The sequence below is a fragment of the Rhizobium sp. WSM1328 genome (assembly GCF_057653715.1).
The window spans coordinates 3455001-3476328 of record NZ_CM172788.1 but is presented as its reverse complement, the minus strand read 5'-3'; the positions used below and the strand labels follow the sequence as shown (position 1 = coordinate 3476328).

General features: G+C 62.0%; 18 protein-coding genes (1 of these 18 running past the window's edge). 1 reads left to right on the top strand and 17 read right to left on the bottom strand.

Annotation, left to right across the window (positions count from 1 at the left end; all coding sequences use genetic code 11):
* Nucleotides 1–200: 200 nt before the first annotated feature.
* The gene (locus AC2444_RS17480; protein WP_012758814.1) at nucleotides 201–1370 is read left to right on the top strand and encodes a M20 aminoacylase family protein; all 1170 of its coding nucleotides are present in this window, start codon (nucleotides 201–203) and stop codon (nucleotides 1368–1370) included.
* Between the two features lie 137 nt (nucleotides 1371–1507).
* Here AC2444_RS17480 and AC2444_RS17475 read toward each other — a convergent pair whose 3' ends face one another.
* From AC2444_RS17475 to AC2444_RS17395, 17 genes are all read right to left on the bottom strand, one after another.
* A complete protein-coding gene (locus AC2444_RS17475) occupies nucleotides 1508–2353 on the bottom strand; it encodes a metal ABC transporter permease (protein WP_012758813.1) in 846 nt (281 codons plus the stop codon).
* Nucleotides 2350–3210: an iron/manganese ABC transporter permease subunit SitC gene (gene sitC, locus AC2444_RS17470; RefSeq protein ID WP_012758812.1), complete on the bottom strand. Its 861-nt coding sequence runs from the start codon at nucleotides 3208–3210 to the stop codon at nucleotides 2350–2352. Before sitC ends, AC2444_RS17475 begins: the two co-directional genes overlap by 4 nt.
* Nucleotides 3207–4109 carry a manganese/iron ABC transporter ATP-binding protein gene (locus AC2444_RS17465; protein ID WP_012758811.1) on the bottom strand — a complete coding sequence of 301 codons (903 nt, stop codon included), beginning with the start codon at nucleotides 4107–4109 and terminating at the stop codon, nucleotides 3207–3209. The genes sitC and AC2444_RS17465 overlap by 4 nt, the downstream gene beginning before the upstream one ends.
* Nucleotides 4106–5038: a metal ABC transporter substrate-binding protein gene (locus AC2444_RS17460; RefSeq protein ID WP_012758810.1), complete on the bottom strand. Its 933-nt coding sequence runs from the start codon at nucleotides 5036–5038 to the stop codon at nucleotides 4106–4108. Before AC2444_RS17460 ends, AC2444_RS17465 begins: the two co-directional genes overlap by 4 nt.
* A 374-nt stretch (nucleotides 5039–5412) precedes the next feature.
* The gene (locus tag AC2444_RS17455; protein WP_012758809.1) at nucleotides 5413–7194 is read right to left on the bottom strand and encodes an adenine deaminase; all 1782 of its coding nucleotides are present in this window, start codon (nucleotides 7192–7194) and stop codon (nucleotides 5413–5415) included.
* Nucleotides 7191–8111, bottom strand: coding sequence for a nucleoside hydrolase (locus AC2444_RS17450; RefSeq protein WP_012758808.1), 921 nt, complete (start codon nucleotides 8109–8111; stop codon nucleotides 7191–7193). Before AC2444_RS17450 ends, AC2444_RS17455 begins: the two co-directional genes overlap by 4 nt.
* A gap of 107 nt (nucleotides 8112–8218) precedes the next feature.
* Nucleotides 8219–9262: a LacI family DNA-binding transcriptional regulator gene (locus tag AC2444_RS17445; protein WP_012758806.1), complete on the bottom strand. Its 1044-nt coding sequence runs from the start codon at nucleotides 9260–9262 to the stop codon at nucleotides 8219–8221.
* 174 nt (nucleotides 9263–9436) lie between these two features.
* The gene (locus tag AC2444_RS17440; RefSeq protein WP_012758805.1) at nucleotides 9437–10870 is read right to left on the bottom strand and encodes an efflux transporter outer membrane subunit; all 1434 of its coding nucleotides are present in this window, start codon (nucleotides 10868–10870) and stop codon (nucleotides 9437–9439) included.
* Nucleotides 10871–11020: 150 nt separating this feature from the next.
* The gene (locus AC2444_RS17435; RefSeq protein ID WP_012758804.1) at nucleotides 11021–14131 is read right to left on the bottom strand and encodes an efflux RND transporter permease subunit; all 3111 of its coding nucleotides are present in this window, start codon (nucleotides 14129–14131) and stop codon (nucleotides 11021–11023) included.
* Between the two features lie 48 nt (nucleotides 14132–14179).
* A complete protein-coding gene (locus AC2444_RS17430) occupies nucleotides 14180–15391 on the bottom strand; it encodes an efflux RND transporter periplasmic adaptor subunit (protein WP_012758803.1) in 1212 nt (403 codons plus the stop codon).
* A gap of 168 nt (nucleotides 15392–15559) precedes the next feature.
* The gene (locus AC2444_RS17425) at nucleotides 15560–16162 is read right to left on the bottom strand and encodes a TetR/AcrR family transcriptional regulator (protein WP_012758802.1); all 603 of its coding nucleotides are present in this window, start codon (nucleotides 16160–16162) and stop codon (nucleotides 15560–15562) included.
* A gap of 210 nt (nucleotides 16163–16372) precedes the next feature.
* Entirely contained in the window at nucleotides 16373–17317 is a 945-nt protein-coding gene (locus tag AC2444_RS17420; RefSeq protein ID WP_012758801.1) for a phosphoribosylaminoimidazolesuccinocarboxamide synthase, read from the bottom strand.
* 84 nt (nucleotides 17318–17401) lie between these two features.
* Complete coding sequence (locus AC2444_RS17415) at nucleotides 17402–19147, bottom strand: SLC13 family permease (RefSeq protein ID WP_012758800.1); 1746 nt, start codon at nucleotides 19145–19147, stop codon at nucleotides 17402–17404.
* Nucleotides 19148–19250: 103 nt separating this feature from the next.
* On the bottom strand, nucleotides 19251–19937 hold the full coding sequence (locus tag AC2444_RS17410) for a phosphoribosyltransferase (RefSeq protein WP_041935689.1): 687 nt from the start codon (nucleotides 19935–19937) through the stop codon (nucleotides 19251–19253).
* Nucleotides 19938–19951: 14 nt separating this feature from the next.
* The gene (locus AC2444_RS17405) at nucleotides 19952–20758 is read right to left on the bottom strand and encodes a pseudouridine synthase (RefSeq protein WP_012758798.1); all 807 of its coding nucleotides are present in this window, start codon (nucleotides 20756–20758) and stop codon (nucleotides 19952–19954) included.
* A 158-nt stretch (nucleotides 20759–20916) separates the two neighbouring features.
* Complete coding sequence (locus tag AC2444_RS17400) at nucleotides 20917–21123, bottom strand: hypothetical protein (protein WP_012758797.1); 207 nt, start codon at nucleotides 21121–21123, stop codon at nucleotides 20917–20919.
* Between the two features lie 140 nt (nucleotides 21124–21263).
* Nucleotides 21264–21328: the final stretch of a hypothetical protein gene (locus AC2444_RS17395; RefSeq protein ID WP_011653302.1), read on the bottom strand. 274 nt of this gene lie beyond the right edge of the window; the window shows 65 of its 339 coding nt (coding positions 275–339); its start codon lies beyond the right edge, outside the window — the gene reads right to left on this strand; its stop codon occupies nucleotides 21264–21266.

The following is a 21328-nucleotide window of genomic DNA, read 5'->3' as shown; positions in this document are numbered from 1 at the left end:
GTGTGCGCGGTTTTCGGACGACATCATGCTCTAACTCCTTAATTGAGAACAGGATTCAGATTTTAGTCCTAGCCAAAAATCATCCTGTTCCGGGGGTTGAACTTACGGTCTGGTTGATGAACAACAGATAATCTGACGCGGGCGCCAGTTGGGCGCCCGTTTCGCTTGACAGGATATCCAGGCCCCAGGAGCATTGCCCAATGAGCATTCCCGCCCGGATCAGCGACGATCTGCCGTTTCTCACTGCCCTGCGCCGCGACCTGCACGCCTATCCCGAACTCGGTTTCGAGGAGGAGCGCACCGCCGGTATCGTCGCGACGCTTCTCGAAGAGGCTGGTATTGCGGTGCATCGCGGGCTTGGCGGCAGCGGCGTGGTCGGTACGCTGCAGATCGGCAACGGCACGCGCAGGATCGGGCTGCGCGCCGACATGGATGCGCTCGCCATGCCTGAAACGGCGGAGCGATCCTATAAATCGACCGTGCCCGGAAAGATGCATGCCTGCGGCCATGACGGCCATACGGCGATGCTGCTTGGCGCCGCGCGACATCTTGCGGCAACGCGGGATTTTTCCGGCACGGTGCATTTCATCTTCCAGCCGGCCGAAGAAGGGCGAGGCGGAGCAAGGCGCATGGTCGAGGAGGGGCTGTTCACGCTTTTTCCCTGCGATGCCGTCTACGGGCTGCATAACATGCCTGGGCTTGCGGTGGATGAGATCGCCGTGGTCGAGGGACCGCAGCTTGCCTCCTCCGACAGCTGGCGCATGACCTTCCGCGGGGCCGGCACGCATGGCGCCAAGCCGCATCTCGGCCGCGATCCGATCACAGCCGCCGGCACCTTCCTGTCATCGCTGCAGACGATCGTCGGACGGGTGGTCGATCCGCTGCAGCCGGCCGTCGTCAGCGCCTGTTTCCTGCAGGCGGGCGACCCGAAGGCTCTGAACGTCATTCCTGACATCGTCGAGATCGGTGGCACGGCGCGGGCCTATTCGCCCGATGTGCGCGACCAGTTGGAGACCGAGATCGGACGATTGGCGCATGGCACGGCGGCCATGTACAGTATCGCTGTGGACTATGCATTCGAACGGCGGATTCCGCCTGTCATCAACGACGCGGATGCGACCGCACGGGCGTTGGCAGTGGCCGGCTCGGTCTTCGGCGGGAAGGTGCAGACAAGCTTTCCGCCGTCGATGGCAGGCGACGATTTTGCCTTCTTCGCCCAGAATGCGCCGGGTTGCTACGTCTGGCTCGGCAACGGTCCGGCGGTGGATGGGGCGCTGCATCACAACACGGCCTATGACTTCAACGATGAAGCGCTTGGATATGGGGCGGCCTATTGGGTGGCGTTGGTCGAGCGGGAGTTGAAGGTTTGATTATCTGCTGCCTAATTGCCCAAACCGGAATCGATTTTAGGAATTAGGCAGCAATTCAAAAGCGCCCGTTGCGCGCCTCTCTGCATTCTGCGTTGGTCAACAACTGCCTTCCGTGCAGCGACATTCGCCAATGTCCATCAGTCTACCGGCGATTCTTCAACCCGGGCCGTCCCGCGCGTGGCATGGATGAAGGCGAGCACGAAGCCGATCGCCAGCACAAGCACGATGGTCGGCGCCGGCGCGCTGTCGATGAAGAAGGACAGGTAGACGCCGACAAAGGAACCGATCACGGCGATGGCGACGGAGAGGAGCAGCATCGTGCTGAACTTGCGGGTGAGCAGGAAGGCGATGGCTCCCGGCGCAATCAGCATGGCGATCGAAAGGATGATGCCTACCGCCTGCAAAGCACCGACGATCGTCAGCGAGATGAGGGCGAGAAGGCCGTAATGCAGTAGGTTGATCCTGAGGCCCACCGCTCTCGCCTGGGCGGGGTCGAAGGCGTGCAGCAGGAAGTCCTTCCATTTCACACCAAGAATGGCGGCCGTGATCGCAGCGATGACGGCCGATTGCCCGATGTCGCGCCAGGAGACACCGAGCATGTCGCCGAACAGGATGTGGTCGAGATGCACGTCGGACTGGATCCTGACATAAAGAACCAGGCCGAGCCCGAACATGCCGGAGAAAACGATGCCCATCACCGTATCCTGTTTGATACGGCTGTTATCTTTCAGGAAACCGGTGGCGACAGCGCAAAACATGCCGGCCGCGAAGGCGCCGACCGCGAAGGGTATGCCGACGATATAGGCGATGACCACGCCGGGGAAGACGGCGTGGCTGATGGCGTCTCCCATCAGAGACCAGCCTTTCAGAACCAGGAAGCAGGACAACAGCGCCATCGGAATTGCGACCAGCACCGAGATCACTAGCGCATTGACCATGAAGCCGAACTGGAAAGGCAAAAGAAGCGTCTCGACCATGTTCATGGCGCTGCCTCCAGCGCCTGCGCAGCGCGTCTACGTGCCGCCAGCATGCCGTGTTTGGGTGCGAAGAAGAACGCGATCAGGAAGATTGCCGTCTGCAGCACGACGATGATGCCGCCGGTTGCGCCATCGAGGAAGTAACTTGCATAAGCGCCGACGAAACTGGTCATCGATCCGATGATGACCGCGATCACAAGCAGCCGCGGGAAGCGGTCGGTCAGCAGATAGGCAGTTGCCCCGGGCGTTACCACCATGCAGATGACGAGGAATGCACCGACGGTCTGCAGCGCCGCGACGGTTGAGGCCGACAGCAGCGTGAAGAAAATGACCTTGAGAACGGTCGGATTGAGACCGATCGATCGGGCATGGCTCTCATCGAAGAAAGTGACCATCAGGTCCTTCCATTTGACGAGCAGGACGGCGAGCGACACGAAGCCGATGATGGCGAGTTGCAGCGTATCCTCGGGCGTGATGGCGAGAATGTTGCCGAGTACGATCGTCTGGATGTTGACCGCCATAGGCTTGAGCGAAACCATGAACAGGCCCAGCCCGAAGAAGGAGGAGAAGATCAGGCCGATGATGGCATCTTCCTTCAGCTTGGTGCGCTGGTTGAGGAAAAGCATCGCTGCGGCAGCGAGCCCTCCGGAAAAGAAGGCTCCGATCGAAAAGGGAAGTCCGAGCATATAGGCGCCGGCAACGCCGGGAACGATCGCGTGCGAGAGCGCGTCGCCGATCAGCGACCAGCCTTTCAGCATCAGATAACAGGAGAGGAAAGCGCAGACGCCGCCGACAAGGGCGGACACCCACATGGCATTGAGCATGTATTCATAGGTGAAGGGCTGCAGGAGGTCGTCTATCATTCCCGGCCCCCGTTGCCACTATCGGGCCTCCGGGCAGTCGCTCTGCCACCCTGCAGAATCAGGGGGCGCTCATCATCAGTTATGACGCCGATCGACGTTGGCCTGCCGTTCTGCGCTTCGCTCAACACGAAATGTCGCAGCACGCCGCCAAATGCCTTTTCCAGATTTTCCTGCGTAAAAGTCTCGACGGTCGGGCCGTAGGCGAGCACCGTGCCCTTGATCAGGATGGTCCGGTCGCAGAACTCCGGCACGGAGCCGAGATTGTGGGTGGAGACCAGCATGACGCGGCCTTCATCCCGCAGTTCGCGCAGGAGCTTGATGATCTGGTCCTCGGTCTTTACGTCGACGCCGGTAAAGGGTTCATCGAGCAGAATGACCCGGCCGTCCTGCGCCAGTGCTCGCGCCAAGAAGACCCGCTTCCGCTGGCCGCCGGAGAGTTCGCCGATCTGGCGCTTGCGGAACTCGCTCATGGCGACGCGGGCGAGCGCGGCCGCCACTGCCTCGTGGTCTGCGGCCTTCGGGATGCGCATCATGCCCATGTGGCCGTAGCGGCCCATCATCACAACATCCTCGACCAGCACCGGGAAGTTCCAGTCGACTTCTTCCGATTGCGGCACATAAGTGACGAGGTTCTTGCGCAGCGCCTCTTCGACCGGGATGCCAAGCACGCGAATGTGGCCCCTGGCGAGACGCACGAAACCCATGATCGACTTGAAGAGCGTCGACTTGCCGGAACCGTTGACACCGACCAGCGCGGCGATCGTGCCCGTGGGGATCTGGAAACTCGCGTCCCTCAGGGCTGTATGTCCGTTGCGGTAAGTGACGGTTGCGTCCTTCACCGTGATCCCCGATCCCGCATCCGAGGATGCGGGCCGGACAAGATTGCTAAGCTCAATCATTGCGACAACCCATCGGCAAGACCCTTCGCAACGGTATCGGAGGTCACGCGCAGAAGATCGATATAGGTTGGCACCGGGCCGTCGGCTTCGCTCAACGAGTCGACATAGAGGACGCCGCCATAATGCGCGCCGGTTTCGCGCGCCACCTGCCGGGCCGGTTTATCGGAAACGGTGCTTTCGCTGAAGACGGTTGGAATCTTGTTTTCCTCGACCGCATCGATCACCTTGCGGACCTGCTGGGGCGTGCCCTGCTGGTCGGCGTTGATCGGCCAGAGATAGAGTTCCTTCAGCCCGAAATCGCGTGCAAGATAGGAAAAGGCGCCCTCGCTCGAGACCAGCCAGCGCTTGTCCTCGGGAATTTTGTCGAGGGTGGCGCGGATCGGAGTGATCGTCGCTTCGATCTTCTGCTTGTAGGCCTCGGCGTTAGCGTTGTAGGTCTCCGCATTCGCCGGATCATATTTTGCGAAAGCATCGCGGATATTGTCGACGTAAATCAGGGCGTTCTTCGGCGACATCCAGGCGTGGGGATTGGGCTTGCCTTGGTAGGGGCCTTCCGAGATGCCCATCGGTTCGATGCCATCGGAGACGACGGCACCGGGGACGTCGTGCAGGTTCTGGAAGAACTTTTCGAACCAGCGCTCCAGATTGAGGCCGTTCCAGAGAATGAGCTGTGCACCTTGGGCCCGCTGGATGTCACCCGGCGTTGGCGCATAGTTGTGGATCTCCGCGCCCGGCTTGGTGATCGATTCCACGATCGCGGCATCACCGGCCACGTTTTTTACCATGTCGGCAATCACCGTGAAGGTCGTCACCACCTTGAACTTCGAATTGGTTGTCTGTTGGGCAGCGGCGGGAAAGGCAACCAGCACGGCCGCGAATGCCACCCCTATCATTCCGGCCAGGACCGACCGTCTTTCCCTATAGAGCATATATTTCTCCTCTTGCTGCTATTACGACCGAATTGCAAAAGCTGTTGAGGGTCGAACAAGTTGCGATTCAGAATGATTTGCAAAAAATGCTTGACGACCCTTGCTTCGACTATTGTGCAATTAAGAATGATTTGCAACAATCATCCGAACCGGGGGCCGAAAATGCCGGTAGCAGGACCCGACGGGCTGGCTGCGATCAACCTCATCGAACACCCATACCGGGATTTGCCGTAACGGTGCATGGTTCGATCGGTTAGGCGTTTGGGGGCACACGGCACGCTTGCTGGCGGAGCCGCGCTTTCCTCGGCTTACAAGATCTCAGAGCATGATGCCGAAAGGGAAAGCGGTTTTCGGACGGCATATGCTCTCACTATCTAACTTAGAACAGGATTTTCCAGCACCTTGCCGGTCACCACATCGGCAATCCCACGATCGGTCTGGTGCGGGCCGATATTGCAGGCGAGTGTTGCGCCGAAACAGGCCTTGAAGACCCGATAGGGCGGCTTCCAGTTGACGATTTTTTCCATCGCCTTGCGGATGCCGGCGAAGGCCAGGGCGGTGTCCTGCAGCGATGCATCCGTCACCAGGCCGGAGAGCGGCAGCGGCAGGAGTGCCTCGATCCTACCGTCCTTGGCGACCGCCATGCCGCCGCCGGCTGATATGACGGCGTTGGCGGCGAGCGCCATGTCGTGCGCATTGTCGCCGAAGACGGTGAGGTTGTGGCTGTCATGCGAAACGGTAGTACAGAAGGCGCCGCGCCATTCACCCCAGCCGGTGAGGAAGCCGATGCGCGGGGTACCATCTGCTTTGCCGTGGCGATGGACGACTGAAATCATGGCGCTGCCGGCCGGCGGCACGACGAAGCCGTCCCTGACCTCGGTTTCGGCCTCGCCCCATTGCGTGAAGCGCGGGCGGTCGATGGTGGCGACGCGGACGCGCTCGCCCTGCGCCGGAATGCGGAAATCATTCTCGGTCAGCCGCGGCAGCTTCACCGAATTGACAAGCGGCGCCGTATCAATCTGCTTGACGGCCACCTGCATGCTGCCGTTGCGGGCGACGAGGCGGCCGCCTGATATCACCTGCCGCGCCCGGAATTCCGCGAGGTCTTCGAAGAGCACGATATCGGCGCGGCGGCCGGCAGCGAGGAGGCCGAGATCGGAGCGCTTCAGACGTTGTGCAGCGTTGAAGGTCGCGGCACGGATGGCCCATTCCGGCTTCATGCCGTAACGCACCAGGCGCCTGATGACGTCGTCGAGGCCGCCGCCTTCCTGGAGTTCGTCCGGAAAGACGTCGTCGGTGCAGAGCGTGACGGTCGGAGGCAGGTGGCCGAGACCGTTCAGCACCTCGACGAACTCCCGCAGCAGATGGTCGTGAGAGCCGCGCAGCTCGATCGCAAGGCCGGCGAAAAGCTTGGCGAGGAGATCGGCGCCGGAGGTAAGTTCGTGGTCGGAGGTGATACCCGATGCCATGAAGGCGTTGAGATCGGCGCCTTCGAGGCCGCGGGCATGGCCGCAGACGAGCTTGCCGGCGGCAAGGCCGGCATTGACGATGGCAGTCATGCGCGGATCGCCGTCGATGACGCCGCGCATGTTCATGACTTCGGCGACGCCGCCGATGGCGGAGGAGTGCAGCATCTCGGTGATCATGGAGGCATCGAAATCGGCGCCGGCAAGTTCCAGGCCTGGCGCGGAGGGCACGCAGGAGGGCGCGAGAAGGATCATCCGCAGAGGCAGAGAGCGTGCCGCCTCGATCGCCCAGCGCACGCCGTCGAGCCCATGGACGTTGCCGAATTCATGCGGATCCCAGACGATCGTGGTGACGCCGCGTGGCAAGACAGCGCTCGCATATTCGGCCGGTGTCACCATCGAACTTTCGATGTGCATGTGCGTGTCGATCAGGCCGGGCGTCAGGATGCTGCCCGCCGCATCGATGATCTCGACGGCATCCGTGCGGCTTGCCGGCGCATGAACGCTTGATATCAGCGCGCCGACGAGGCCGATATCGGCTTGCCGGATCAGGCCCGTCACCGCATCGAGCAGCCGGCCGCCGGTGATCAGCATGTCGAAAGGGGCGTCGCCGCGCGCAGCGGTGACGGCGCGGGCCCGCAAGGCAGGATCGTTGAGATCGGCGGGTTCTTGGCGAGCGGGGACGTTCATTTGCGGGCCTCGTTGACCAGGGCAGCGAGAATGATGACACGCGCCATGTCGGCATCGATGTCGGCGGCGAATTGCGCATTGAAGGTCGCATGCGTGGCGCGGGTCTCGACGACGGTACGGCCGCGGGTCAAGGCGCCCTGCAGCTCGACGTCGATACGGGCGGGGCGGAAGTTGACGATATCCGGAGCGACGAAGGCGACGGCGGCGCAAGGATCGTAAATCGCCATGGCCGGGCGGCCGCGACTGGTGCCGATGCGGATATAGCCCGAAAACATATCGGCGATCAGCTCGGCATTGGCGCCGCCGGCATTGCGCACCGGCTCGGCGTCTTCGGGCCTGGCCAGTACCTTGCGGCATAGGTCGAGATCGACCATGCGCAGCGGCAGGCCATGGGCGATGATGATCGACAGGGCCTCGGGATCGGCGAGCGCGTTGAACTCGGCGGAGGCCGTATGGTTGCCTGACGTGACACCGCCACCCATCCAGACGAGTTCGGTGATGCGGGCAGCAAGATCCGGCCGGGCAAGCGCCACAGCGGCGATGTTGGTCAGCGGGCCAAGCGCCAGGATGCGGTGCTCGCCTTGGCGCTCCAGCCAGCGGCAGAGTGCCGCGAAGGCATCGCTTTCGGCAAGGGCGGGAGCCTTGGGCAGGCTCCTACCTAATGTCGGGATGCCGGTTTCGCCGAGGATCGCCTGAGCAGTTTCGAGCTTGCCGAGCACGGGCGTGGCGCGGCCAGTGTGAATGGGGAATTTCCAGCCGAAGGCGCTGGCGGCGCCGGCGGCGTTTATCCTCACCTGCGCCAGCGGCGTATTGCCGAAGACCAGCGATAAGCCGTCGATCTCGAATTCAGACTGTGCCACCACCATAATGGCGGCGATGTCGTCGAAGCCCATGTCCGTGTCGATCCAGACGCCCATGATTTCACCCGAACTGTTTGAGGCTTGCCGCGCCGGCAACCGGCAGATCGAAGGCGAGCGCCGTATCGAGGAGGGGGGCTGCCCAGGCAATGAAAGCTTTTTTCATCTTACATGTTCTCCATCTCTGAAGTCTTTTGTGCCGGTTTCGCAGGCCCGGATGATTGGCGGACGACTAGCTGCATGGCGACGCGTTCGATCTTCGCGGTAACGAGCACGCCCTCCCGGATGCTGCTTGTTCTTATGGTATCCACCAGCGCGGACACCGCAATTTCGGCAATTCTATCCATGTCCATCCGGACCGTCGTCAGCGACGGCGTAACAACAGGCGACCAGATGAGGTCATCGAAGCCGGCGACACTGACGTCAGTGGGAATGTTGATGCCCGCCTGCTGCAACTCCGTCAGCGCCCGCAGCGCCTGCAGGTCGGAGAGGGCTGCGAAGGCGGTGAAACCTTGGCCGACTTTTTCGGCGAGGCCGAGCGGGCAGCCGCTGCCGTTCTCCTGCTCCAACCTGTCGATCCACAGCGTTTCCGAATGCATGCCCGGGCGCATGCCGGAGCGAATGCCGCCGGCACGGTCGTTCTGGACGTTGGATTCCTGATTGTTGCCGATGATGAGGATACGGCGATGGCCGAGGCCTGCGAGATGGCCGGCGATTTCATGGCCGCCCTGCCAATGGTCGGCGGCAACGGTGTTGCCGGGCGTCGAGGGAGTGTCGATGACGGCGACCGGACAGGCGGCGGACGAAATGCGGGTGGCGCGGCGGGGAATGACGACCATGCCATCGACGCCGCGCTCGACCAGCCGGTTGATAGCCTCGGTCTGGGCGGCGACATCACCGCGGGAATCGGCGATCAGCACGCCGTAACCTGCGGCGGAGGCAGCGAATTCGATCGCCTGCGCAATCTTCGGGAACAGCGGATTGGCGATATCGGGCAGCACCAGGCCGAGAACGCCGCTGCGGCCGGTCCGCAGCGCCCGCCCGGCCTGGCTCGGGACGTAACCGAGCTCGGCTGCATGCTCGCGGATTCTTTCAACCAGTTGGCCGGAAACCCGGCCCTTGCCGGAAAGCGCATTGGAGACGGTGGCGACGGAGACGCCGAGCGACGTTGCTATCCTGCTGAGGTTCGGTCCCGGGCGCGGTGCTGCCATGATTGACGATCACCTTGATTAATCGTTTAATCAAAGTGATAGCTCAGCTTATCCCGCCTGTCGAATCCGAATTCATCTTATCCGCAGTTATTCGGCTACGGCACGCGGCGGATAAGAAAAAGCCCCGCGAGACAATCGCGAGGCCTTGTACTTTCAGATCGATTGAAGAAGTTGTCAGCCCTTGACAGCCACAACCTTCACCGCCGGTGCGGTGGTCTTGCCGCCGGGGGCGAAGCCGCCGCCGACTGCGATGTTCAGCGACACGTAGTCCTTGGCCATCTGCTGGACGGCTGCGGCAAGGCTTGCCTGGGCGAGCGAAACCTGGCGCTGGGCGTCTAGAACGTCGAGCAGCGAAGAAGCGCCGTCCTTGTAGGATGCGGTCGAAAGTTCGAGCGTTTCCTGTGTGGTCTTCACCTGGGCTTGAAGCGCCGAAACCGTGCGGGCGTCGCGCCGGACAGCCGAAAGTGCATTCTCGACCTGTTCGATCGCGGTCAGTACCGTCGACTTCCAGTTGAGATAGGCCGCTGCGGCATTGGACTGCGCCGTCTTGACGCCGGCGCGCAGGGTACCGCCATCGAAGATCGGCAGGTTGAGGGTGGGGCCGAAGGACCAGGGCGTCAGGCCGCCGTGGATGCCACGCTGGTTGATGTAGGCCGGCGAGATCGAGCCGCTGAGCGAGATGCTCGGATAGAGCTGCGCCTGGGCGACGCCGATCTGGGCCGTTGCAGCTGCGAGGTCGCGTTCCGCCACACGGATGTCGGGACGGTTGCGGATCAGGTCGGCCGGGATGCCGGAGGTGATGCCGCCGCGGAATACCGGCTGGCCATAGCCCTTCAGCAGATCATCGACAAGGGTTGCAGCCGGCAGGCCGAGCAGCGTGGCGATGTGATGGGCCGAAATGCGGATGTTGGTTTCGAGGCCGGGAATTTCGGCGAGCGTCGACTGCACCAGGCCCTCGGCCTGAACGACGTCGAGCCGCGAGGCGGCGCCGGCTTCCAGCTGGAACTTGGTCAGTTCGTAGGTTTCCTGACGGGACTTCAGGTTGGCCTTCGAAAGCGCCAGGCGCTGCTGATAATAACGAACGTCGATATAGCTGGAGACGAGGTCCTGCACGAGGGTCAGCTTGGCAACGTCTGCCGATGCGTAAGCAGAATCGAGCGAAGCGAGAGCGCTCTCGGTGTTGCGCTTGTAGAGGCCGAAAATATCGAGCAGCCAGGTCAGCTGTGCTTCGCCGCCGCTGGTGTTGCGCGTGTCGAACTGCGTGCGCAGCTCGCCCTTCTGGCCGCTGACCGTGTGCGAGGCGCCGACGGTCAGGTTCGGCAGGGCGCCGGCTCCTGCGACGGTGACGTTGGCGGAAGCCGCATTGATGCGTTCGATCGCCTGCTGGACTGACAGGTTCTGGTCGAGGCCGGACTGGACGAGGCCGTCCAGCTTGCGGTCTCTGAAGGCGCTCCACCAGGCTACGGTGGTAACATCGCCATCACTCTTGGTTCCACCCTCTCCGAATTTGGCGGGCAGCGGCATCTCAGGAGGAACATGATCCGGGCCCACAACGCAGCCCGACAACAATAACAATAATGCCGGTGTGGCAAAACGAAGAGATACCATTCATTTCATCCTGTACTCGAGCAAGTCAATTCTTGTCCAAAGCTTCATGCTTCACTATCGGCCGCCGCGCCTCGTTCTACCAAAAACACCATTCCGAAGCAGTCGGGCGCAATGTAGCAACGGCAACAGCATTATCACAGTGCATTTATATCACAGTCCTGCCGCATTTTTGCCGCGTGTGGCAAAGATGCGTCGGATGACGACGAAAAACGACGGCACGAAGAAAATTCCGAGCATTGTCGCCGCCAGCATGCCGCCGAGAACGCCGATGCCGATGGCATTCTGTGCCGCCGAGCCCGCGCCTGTCGCGATCGCCAGCGGCACGACGCCGAGAATGAAGGCAAGCGAGGTCATAATGATCGGCCGCAGGCGCAATCTCGCCGCTTCCAATGTCGCCTCGTAGAGCCCCATGCCGCTTTCCATGCGGTCCTTGGCGAATTCGACGATCAGGATGGCGTTCTTCGCCGCCAGCCCGATAGTGGTCAGCAAGCCGACCTTGAAATAGACGTCGTTCGCCTGGCCGAAGAGGGTTGCCGCCGTCAGCGCCCCGAGGATGCCGACAGGCACCGCCATGATCACCGAGAAGGGGATCGACCAGCTTTCGTAAAGCGCTGCCAGGCAGAGGAAGACGACCAGTACCGAGATCGCGTAGAGCATCGGCGCCTGCGAACCGGACAGCCGCTCCTGATAGGAGATGCCCTGCCAGGCGACCGTATAACCGCCGCCGAGCTGATTGGTCAGTGCTTCCATTTCGTTCATCGCATCGCCGGAAGAAACCCCGGGTGCGGAAGCGCCGTCGAGCGGAATGGCGCTGACGGCGTTGAAGCGGGCAAGCGAGGGCGCGCCCTTCACCCATTCCGTGCGGGTAAAGGCGGAGAAGGGCACCATTTCGCCGTCATTGTTGCGGGCGTACCAGTGGTTGAGGTCGCTCGGCTGCATGCGGAAGGGCGCATCGCCCTCGACGTAGACCGGCTTGATCTCGCCGTTCAGCGTGAAGTCGTTGACGTCACGGCCGGTGAAGATGATCGACAGCATCGAATTGACCGAGGCGATGTCGACGCCCATGGCGCCAATCTTTTCCTGATCGAGCACGATGCGCATCTGCGGCTCGACTTCCTTGTTGCTGCTGCGCAGCGCCACGATCTTGCCTGAGCTATTGCCCATCTGGATCAGCCGCTTGGAGGCGGCCGTCAGGGCGTCATTGCCGTGGCCGCCGGTGTCGACGAGATACATGGAGAAGCCGCTCGACACCCCGAGACCCTGGATCGCCGGCGGCAGCAACGCGAAGACCTGCGCCTCGCGGATCGCAAAGAAATTGCCAAGCGCACGGTTGACGACTGACTGGGCGCTCAGCGTCGGATCGGTGCGCAGCGAGAAATCCTTGAGTTTGGTGAAGACGATGGCGCTGTTCTGGCCGGAACCGCTGAAGCCGAAGCCGAGCGCGCCGAACACGGAATCGACGGCGTCCTTCTCGTTTTCACGATAGTATTTCTCGACCTTTTCGACGACTGCCTGGGTCTGCTGCGTGGTCGAGCCCGGCGGCGTGGTGACGATGGTCAGCAGCACGCCCTGGTCTTCCTGCGGCAGGAAGGAGCTCGGCAGGCGGGTGAAGAGATAGGCGCAGCCGGCGCCGACCAGAAGGAAGACCAGCATGACGCGGATCGGACGCTTCAGCAGATAGCCGATGGTGGTGATATAGCCGTTGGTCGAGCGCGTGAAGTTGCGGTTGAACCAGTCGCCGACGCGGTGCTTCCTGTGTTCGCCGACCGGCTTCAGCATCGTGGCGCAAAGTGCGGGCGTCAGCACGAGGGCGACGAGCGCCGACAGCAGCATGGCCGAGACGATGGTGATCGAGAACTGGCGATAGATGATGCCGGTCGAACCGCCGAAGAAGGCCATCGGAATGAAGACGGCGGTGAGGACGAGCGCGATGCCGACGATGGCGCCGGTGATCTCGCCCATCGATTTTTCCGTTGCCTCGAGCGGCGAAAGCTTTTCTTCGGACATGATGCGTTCGACGTTTTCGACGACGACGATGGCATCGTCGACGAGAAGGCCGATCGCCAGCACCATGGCGAACATCGTCAAGGTATTGATCGAATAGCCGGTGACCGCCAGCACCCCGAAGGTGCCGAGCAGCACCACGGGAACCGCAATCGTCGGGATCAGCGTCGCCCGGAGATTCTGCAGGAAGACGAGCAGCACCACGAAGACGAGCACGATCGCCTCGATCAGCGTGTGCACGACCTTCTCGATCGACAGTTCCACGAAGGGCGTGGTGTCGTAGGGATAGGTGATCTCGACACCTGCCGGCAGGCCGCGGCCGATAACCTCGAGCGCGGAGCGCACACGGGCGGCGGTATCGATGGCGTTGGCGCCAATTGCAAGATTGACGGCGAAACCGGTCGACGGCTGGCCGTTGTAGCGCGAACTGCCGCCGTAGCTTTCCTGCCCGATCTCGATGCGCGAGACGTCGCTCAAGCGCACCGTCGCGCCGTCCTTTTCGACCTTCAGGATGATGTGCTCGAAATCGGCGACGGTGGTCAGCTGGCTTTGGGCGGTGATGGTGACGTTGATCTGCTGGCCGGGGATCGTCGGCTGGGCACCGAGCGAACCGACGGAGACCTGGGTGTTCTGCGCCTGGATGGCTGACGTCACGTCGCTCGGCGTCAACTGGTATTTCAGCAGCTTGAACGGATCGAGCCAGACGCGCATGGCGTATCCTGAACCGAAGACATTGATGCTGCCGACGCCTTCCAGGCGCTGGATCTGATCCTCGATCGAGGTCGACATGATATTGCCGAGGTCGACAGAATTGCGCTTGCCGTCGGTCGAAACGAGCGAGCCGACGAGAAGGATGCTCGAGGTCGAGCGGGTGACGCTGATGCCGGCATCGATGACGTCGCTTGGAAGCTGCGACTGAACCAGCTGCAGCTTGTTCTGCACCTGCACCTGGGCGATATCGGGGTCGGCGCTCGTTCCGAAGGTGAGCTGGATGCTGGCCGAACCCGTCGATGAGGTCGAGGTCATGTAGGTGAGGTCGTCGAGGCCGGTCATGCCGTCCTCGATGATCGTCGTCACCGATTTCTCGACAGTCTCGGCGCTGGCGCCGCGATAGGTGGCGTTGATGCGAACCGTCGTCGGGGCGATGTCGGGATATTGCGAGATCGACAGCGTGAAAATCGCCAGCAGGCCGGCGAGCATGATGGTGATCGCAATGACCCAAGCGAAAATCGGACGTCGGATGAAAAACTTGGCCATCGGTTATTCCTGTGCGGCTGAGACGGTGACGATGCGGGCCTGCAGCGATTACTTCGCTGCCGGCTTCTGCGCGTCACCGGCCGCGGGCTGCTCGGCAGGCATGACCACGCCGGTGTCGTTGATCTTCATCGGGACCGGCTTCACCGGCATGCCTGAAGTGATCGATTGCAGGCCGCTGACGATCAGCTGATCGCCGTCCTTGATGCCTTCGGTCACGAGCCAGGAATTGTTGGAGGGCGAGCTGTTCTCGAAGGCGCGGGTTTCGACCTTGCCGTCGGCGGAAACGAATTGTGCCGTCAGCCGGCCGTTGGCGTCACGGCTCGTCGCCAGCTGCGGCAGCGCATAACCGGCCTCGGCGCCGAGCTCGACGGTTGCGCGGACATACATACCGGGCAGCACGATACGGTCGGGATTGGGAAAGAGCACGCGGATGATGAAGGTGCCTGTGGTCTCACTGACCACCTGCTTCGACATGTCGAGCTTGCCCTGCTGGTTGTATTCCTTGCCGTTTTCGAGGATCAGATGGAAGACGACATTGGCTTCACCCTTGATGTCGCCGGCGGCCATCGCATCGCGCAGCTTCAAGAGGTTGGTGCTCGATTCCGTCAGCGAGATGTAGATCGGATCGAGCTGGCGGATCGTCGTCAGCGCCGTCGTCTGGTTGGCAGAGACGACATTGCCGACATTAACGGCCGTCTGGTCGATGATGCCATCGAAAGGGGCGACGATCCTGGTGTGGTCGAGGTCGATCTGTGCAGCGGACAGCGCGGCCTTCGCCGACTCGACTTCGGCCTTGGCCTGGAGCAGCGTCGTCTTGGCCGTTTCGAATTCGATCTGGGTGGCGCCGCTGCCGACGAGGCGCTGGTAGCGGTCGAGATTGCTTTCAGCGCTCGGCACGCTCGCCTGCGCCTTGGAAATCGCCGCCTTGGCCTGCTCGACGGCAGCGATATAGGGAGCATCCTCGATCTGGTAGAGAAGATCGCCCTTCTTGATTTCGCCGCCTTCCTTAAAGGCGATCTCGCGGATCAGGCCGCTCACCTGCGGCCGAATATCGGCGGTCTGAAAGGTCTCGGCGCGGCCGGGCAGGATCGTGGTGATCGGGAAGGTGCCCTTCGTCAGCGCGATGACGCCGACGGGGGCAGCCTGCTGCGCCGCGCCTGCACCCGCATTGCCGGCGGGCTTGGAGCCACTGTCGCTGCAGGCGGCGAGAAGGGCTGCGAATGCCAGGGCCGAGGAGATGAGGAGGGCACGCCGTATCATGCTGAATTCCTGTGCGGTGGCAATCGCCGTTCAATCCACGAGCTCGGCCCACGGGCTCGGCTTGATCGAGCGCAGGCTTTTATAAGCATCAGGATTGGGTTGGCTTCAAATGCCGTTATCCGAATTTAAGAAAAGCTTTACGAAGTGACGTAATTCAGCAATCATCACTTAGCAAGCGCTATTTTGCAGTGCGGCATGGACGAAACACACGATTTTTTCGGCGCGGTGCACGAGCGTCTCCTTGTCGTCGCGAGCGATCAGGACAGGGTGCAGCACGCAGGCCAGGACATCTGCCACCGTATGCGCCGCGCTTTCGGGATCGCGGCAATGATAACTTCCCTCCGCCATGCCTTCGCGGATGATCTCGCCGAGCTTTGCCTCGATGCGGGCGCGATAACGATTGCCGGCCTCGAGTTTGGCTTCGATCGTCGAAAGCACCATTTCGAAGATATAAGGGTTCTTCTGGATGTCCTGCAGGTGGCTTTCCAGCAGGCGCAGGATGAAGCGGAGCAGTTGTTCCTTCGGCGGCAGCTTCTCATCGAAGGCGGCGAAGCGCTCGGCAGCATCGTCGAGATGGCGTCCTGCGATCGCATCGACGAGCGCCACCTTGGAACGGAAATGCTTGAAGACATTGGCGGGCGACATGTGGAGCGCACCGGCGATATCGGCGATCGACACCGCAACGAAGCCGCGCTCGCGAAACAGCATCTCCGCCATGGAGAGAATGTCTTCCCGCGTTTCCTCGGCCTTGCGTCTTGGCCTTCTTACCATCTGTTCCCCGCCGGGCTGAGCCCGATACCCCTTTTTTTCGATGCTAGCGCATAACCCCGAAAATCGGAATCGATTTTCGGAAAGGATTATGCGCCAATTCAAAGTGATAGAGCGTCCTTAGCGCGTCCTGTTGGACGCTCGGCGCTCTAGCGCGATTGGGCGAAACGCCGCAAGCCGGTGAACAGCTTGGCGGCCCTCGCGTTCGCCTTTTCAGGGAAAATAGCGGGTGAGGTTGGTTCGGACACGGGCAAGCGGCGTCTCGCCGCTATCGTCGGGAACGAAGCGCTCACCGGTGATCGCCTCGTAGGCCTTGATGTAGACGGCCGATGTCTGCTCGATCAGTTCGGCGGGGATTTCCGGGATCTCGTCCTTATAGGGATCGCAGCGCTCCGCCACCCAGGCGCGGACGAAATCCTTGTCGAAACTCTCCGGGCGTTTTCCGGCGACAAAGCTTGCCGGATAGCTTTCGGCAAGCCAGTAGCGGCTGCTGTCCGGCGTGTGGATCTCGTCGGCGAGGATAATGTTGCCGTCACCATCGGTGCCGAACTCGTATTTGGTATCGACCAGGATCAGCCCGTTGTTCGCCGCCATCTCCTGGCCACGGGCAAAGAGGGCGAGCGCATATGTCGACAGCGTCTGCCATTGTTCATTGGTGAGAAGGCCACGCGTGACGATTTCGGTGGGTGTCAGCGGTTCATCGTGGCCGCCGTCGAATTCCTTGCTGGTCGGCGTGATGACGGGTTCCGGCAGGATCTGGTTGTCGCGCATACCGTCGGGCAGACGCATGCCGTACATCTCGCGTTCGCCCTTTTTATAAAGCGTCAGGATCGAGGTGCCGGTGGTGCCGGCGAGATAACCGCGCACGACGATCTCGACCGGCAGGATGTCGAGCCGCTTGCCGATGACGACATTCGGGTCGGGATAGTCGAGAACGTGGTTCGGGCAGATGTCCTTCGTCGCCTCGAACCAGTAGCGCGCCGTCTGCGTCAGCACCTCGCCCTTATAGGGGATGCAGGTGAGGATGCGGTCGAAAGCGCTCAGCCGGTCGGTGCTGATAATAATGCGTCGTCCGTCCGGAAGATCGTAATTCTCGCGCACCTTGCCGCGATAATAGTTCGGCAATTCCGGGAAATGGGCTTCGGAGAGAATTCGCACGGCGCTCGACTGTCCTTAATTATTGGGTGAAGACTTCCTGCTCTAGTTTCATTGCTGGGGAAGTCAAGCCGATCGGGTATCGCATCACAGCCAGAACAGACCGGTAAGAAGCAGGGCGAGGCCGTAACTTGCGACGGCAAGCGGCCAGCCGGCGCGCAGGAAATCGCCGAAGCGGTAACCGCCGATGCCCATTGCCAGCGTGTTGTTGTGATGGCCGAAGGGCGTCAGGAAATCGAGCGACGCACCGGCGGCGACCGCGATCAGATAGGCGTCCGGCGCATGCCTGCCGGCTCTTGCGAATTCCAGTGCGATCGGGGTCAGGACGATTGCGACCGTCGCGTTGTTGACAAAAGGCGTCAATGCCATGGCCAGGAAAAGGATGAGGGCGATGCCGAAGAGCGGATGGGTGATCGGCACGACGAGGCTGAGCCAGCCGGCAATGGTTTCGGCCGCTCCGGTGGTCGCCACCGCTTGGCCGATCGGGATCATCGCCGCCAGCATGATGATGATCGGCCAGTTGAGATCGGCCATCGCCTGACGGATGTTGAGGTGATTGAGCAGAGCGAGCACGAGCACGACGCCGGCAAAAGCGACGTCGGGACGCAGGCCGGACGCCGAGGCGGCGACGCCGCAGGCAAAGAGCGCGAAGGGCCGCCAGGATAGGAGCGGCGCCGGTTCGCTCGGTGCTGTCGAGGCGAGCGGCAGGCACTCGCTTTCCTCTAACGCTTCGCCGATTGCAATGCGCGGCCCCTCCAGCGTCAATATATCGCCGATCGACAATTGCAGGTCGAGGAAGCGGCCCTCGATGCGTAGCGCGCGCATGGAAAGGGCGGCGACCGCGATGCCGCGATGGTGGAAGACTTCGAGCGAGCCGACGCGCGAACCGACCAACGTGCTCTCCGGCATCACGACGGCTTCGACACGGGTGAAATCCGGCTGCAGGCCATGCGGATGGGCATCGGCGATCAGCGCCTGCGTGGCGGCAAGGCCGGCAAAGACCGCATCGGCGCCTTCGGCAAGCAGCACGTCGCCGGGTTCGATCACCGACTGGTCGAGCGGACCGAAGACGAAACTGTCGCCGCGGATCAGCGCATGCGGCTTGATGCCGAAACGCACCGGGCAATCGGAAAGTCGCACACCGATCAGCGGCGAGACGTCAGGGATGCGACGCTCGACGACGATGCGGCGCGCGGCCGGAGAGATTTTTACCGGTGTTTCGTCGGGTTCCGGAAACAGGCGCTGCACGCGAAAGGCGATGAGCAGAATGCCGGCGATGGCGATCGGCAGGCCGACATAGGCGAAATCGAAGAAGTGAAAGCCGGTTCCGGTCGCCTTGGCGAGCGCATCGCTGACGAGCAGGTTGGCCGGCGTGCCGATCAGCGAAACGAGGCCGCCGAGCAGGGCCGCGAACGAGACCGGCATGACGAGCTGGCGGCGGGGGATCGTCAGGACCGTGCCGAGACGTAGCGCGACCGGTAAGGTGATCGCAAAGGCGCCGATATTGTTCATGAAGATCGACATGAAGCCGGCAAGCGCGGACGTGCAGGCGATGACGGTGAAGTCCCTGGGTCTTGCTGCCGCGAAACGGGCAGCGAGACTGTCGAAGAGCTTGGCGCGCGCCAGCACCTGGACGATCAGCAGGATCTCGACGACGGTGATGACGACGGGACTGGCGAAGCCCGTGAAGATCTGATCGGCGGGATAAAGGCCGAGCGCATAACCGCCAAGCAGGCCGGCGATCGAGACGACTTCGATGCGGATGCGATTGAGCGAGAAGAGAATGAGCATCGCCAGCAGAAGGATCAGCAGGGATGCTTGCTCGAACGACATGGGCAGATCCGTTGTTTCATCGATCAGGCGGGACTGTAATCGTTCCTCATGCGCTGTACAGAGGCGCCTTCAGGCAAAGATTGAACAATCCTCATATCTCGCGTCAGGCTGGTGGTGCCTGCCACCGGCCCGCCGCGTTCCGCTCCAGAATGGGGGTTGCGAAGACGCCGACGGTGCGCGCGCTCCATTGCGGCCCGGCGGCTGCGAGGCTTTCGCGCCAGCGCTCCGATTGCAGCATGGCCGCACCGATGACGACGGGTTCGATGCCGCAGGCCATCAGCAGATGGAGGCCGGCAACGATCGAGGCGCCGCTGGAAATGACGTCATCGATGAGGGCGACACGCCGTCCCTGAAGCAGCGGCAGCATGCGCGGATCGATATAGAGGCGTTTCTGCTGTGTCGGCGTGGTGATCGAAGACAGGGCGACGGAGAGCTCGTCGCGATACCAGAATTTGCGCGAGGTGCCGAGCGGAACATAGCGGCCATGGCCGAGCTTCTGCGCCACGGCGGCGGCCAGCGTCAGGCCGAGCGTCGGCAGGCCGGCGACGACGTCGATGCGCATGGGCCTGATCTTTTCGGCGAGGCTTTCGGCGAGCGCATCGAGCACGGCGAAGCTCGCCTGGTTGACGATCAGCGAGGCGAGGGCGCGGTCGCCATCCGCCAGCTCACGGATCGGCAGGCGAAGCTGGCGGCCGTCTTCGAGCGTGGCGACATAGAAGGAGGTGAATTCACCATTGCCGGCAAAGGTGCCGGGCGGGTGAAGCTCCTGCCAGAAATCATGCGGCGCCATCTCCGTCACAGCGGTCAATTGCGTCTCGTCCTTTCCATGCCGGTTTTCCGGCGCAGTGCCTGCAATTCCGGTTCGGTCAGCGCACGCACGGCGCCTTTCGGCAATTCGCCGAGTTCGAGCCCGCCGATTGCGACGCGCACGAGGCGCAGGCATTCGGTTCCGAGCGCCTCCAGCATGCGGCGGATCTGGCGGTTGCGGCCCTCGTCGAGCTCGACCTCGATCCATGAATTCCTGTCGCCCTGGCGCAGGCGCCGCGCGGCGGTCGCCGTCAGCAGCTCGCCGTCGTGGCGGATGCCCGCTGTCATCGCGGCAATGTCCTCGTCGTCCATGATGCGGTCGATCTGGACATGATAGGTCTTCGTCACATGCGTGACCGGATCGAGCAGGATCTGGGCGAATTCGGTGTCGTTGGTGAAAAGCAGCAGGCCCTCGCTCGCCTTGTCGAGCCGGCCGACCGGAGAGAGATGCGGGATGTCGAAATCCCTGAGGCAATCATAGACCGTCGGCCTGCCTTCCGGATCGTGGCGGGTGGTGACGAGACCGCGGGGCTTGTTGAGCATCAGATAGATTTTCGCTTCGGCAGCGATGACAAGGCCGTCGATGCTGATGCTTGCCGTGGCAAGATCGACCCATGCGGAGGCATCGCTGACGGTTCGGCCGTCAACCGCAACACGATTTTCGGCGATCAGGCGTTCGGCCTGCGTGCGGGAGCAATAACCGAGCTTGGAAAGGGCACGGGGAAGGGTGACCCGTTTGGCCGCGGCGTTATCGGCGGGCTTTGTCCGTTCACGCGTCTTGTGCGGTGGGCGCCGCTCCCTCATCTGCCATCCTTATCCTGCTTTTGATGCCGTTTTCTTGGCATGAACGACAGAAGGATGCCAGCAGCGTGAATAAAAAACGAGGGGAATAACAGGCGCTGCAAAAAGGGCTCAGCGCTTTGGATAAAGCGCCGTCGCGGCTTTGTTAGGGTGGCGCTGCCTCAGCGGCAGACCATGAAGCCGGCCAGTTCCTTGCGGCTGACGACGATACCGGCGGCGGCCTTGACTGGGTCCGGATGTGTGTAGGACAGACTAGGCATTTCCGGCAGATCGAGTGCCTGGCGCATATTCATAATGCCGACCGCATAGCGGCCATCGGCGCTGTCGACACTGACTTCGATAATGCAGTTGGCCCTCTTGTTTTCCATGGTAGTCCTCCCTTCGTTTTTTATGTTCCCATAGCTGGCATTAAAAATTGGTTTTTCTAAGACATAAGCATTTACGCACCCTGCCGAAAAACGGATCGGCGGGTGCGCAAAAGACTGGTTTATGGGTGGATATGGCGTGTTCAGCGCCACCAATGGCGAGGCTGCGGCTGCGGACTGCCGGAAAGCAGGTATCCGGCAAGGAAGC

Coding starts and splice junctions, on each gene's coding strand:
- AC2444_RS17445 (WP_012758806.1), bottom strand. CDS start 9,262: ATGGCAGCACCGCGCCCGGGACCGAACCTCAGCAGGATAGCAACGTCG.
- sitC (WP_012758812.1), bottom strand. CDS start 3,210: ATGATAGACGACCTCCTGCAGCCCTTCACCTATGAATACATGCTCAAT.
- AC2444_RS17405 (WP_012758798.1), bottom strand. CDS start 20,758: ATGAGGGAGCGGCGCCCACCGCACAAGACGCGTGAACGGACAAAGCCC.
- AC2444_RS17400 (WP_012758797.1), bottom strand. CDS start 21,123: ATGGAAAACAAGAGGGCCAACTGCATTATCGAAGTCAGTGTCGACAGC.
- AC2444_RS17415 (WP_012758800.1), bottom strand. CDS start 19,147: ATGTCGTTCGAGCAAGCATCCCTGCTGATCCTTCTGCTGGCGATGCTC.
- AC2444_RS17460 (WP_012758810.1), bottom strand. CDS start 5,038: ATGCTCTATAGGGAAAGACGGTCGGTCCTGGCCGGAATGATAGGGGTG.
- AC2444_RS17480 (WP_012758814.1), top strand. CDS start 201: ATGAGCATTCCCGCCCGGATCAGCGACGATCTGCCGTTTCTCACTGCC.
- AC2444_RS17450 (WP_012758808.1), bottom strand. CDS start 8,111: ATGGGCGTCTGGATCGACACGGACATGGGCTTCGACGACATCGCCGCC.
- AC2444_RS17455 (WP_012758809.1), bottom strand. CDS start 7,194: ATGAACGTCCCCGCTCGCCAAGAACCCGCCGATCTCAACGATCCTGCC.
- AC2444_RS17435 (WP_012758804.1), bottom strand. CDS start 14,131: ATGGCCAAGTTTTTCATCCGACGTCCGATTTTCGCTTGGGTCATTGCG.
- AC2444_RS17430 (WP_012758803.1), bottom strand. CDS start 15,391: ATGATACGGCGTGCCCTCCTCATCTCCTCGGCCCTGGCATTCGCAGCC.
- AC2444_RS17440 (WP_012758805.1), bottom strand. CDS start 10,870: ATGGTATCTCTTCGTTTTGCCACACCGGCATTATTGTTATTGTTGTCG.
- AC2444_RS17410 (WP_041935689.1), bottom strand. CDS start 19,937: ATGGCGCCGCATGATTTCTGGCAGGAGCTTCACCCGCCCGGCACCTTT.
- AC2444_RS17465 (WP_012758811.1), bottom strand. CDS start 4,109: ATGATTGAGCTTAGCAATCTTGTCCGGCCCGCATCCTCGGATGCGGGA.
- AC2444_RS17425 (WP_012758802.1), bottom strand. CDS start 16,162: ATGGTAAGAAGGCCAAGACGCAAGGCCGAGGAAACGCGGGAAGACATT.
- AC2444_RS17475 (WP_012758813.1), bottom strand. CDS start 2,353: ATGAACATGGTCGAGACGCTTCTTTTGCCTTTCCAGTTCGGCTTCATG.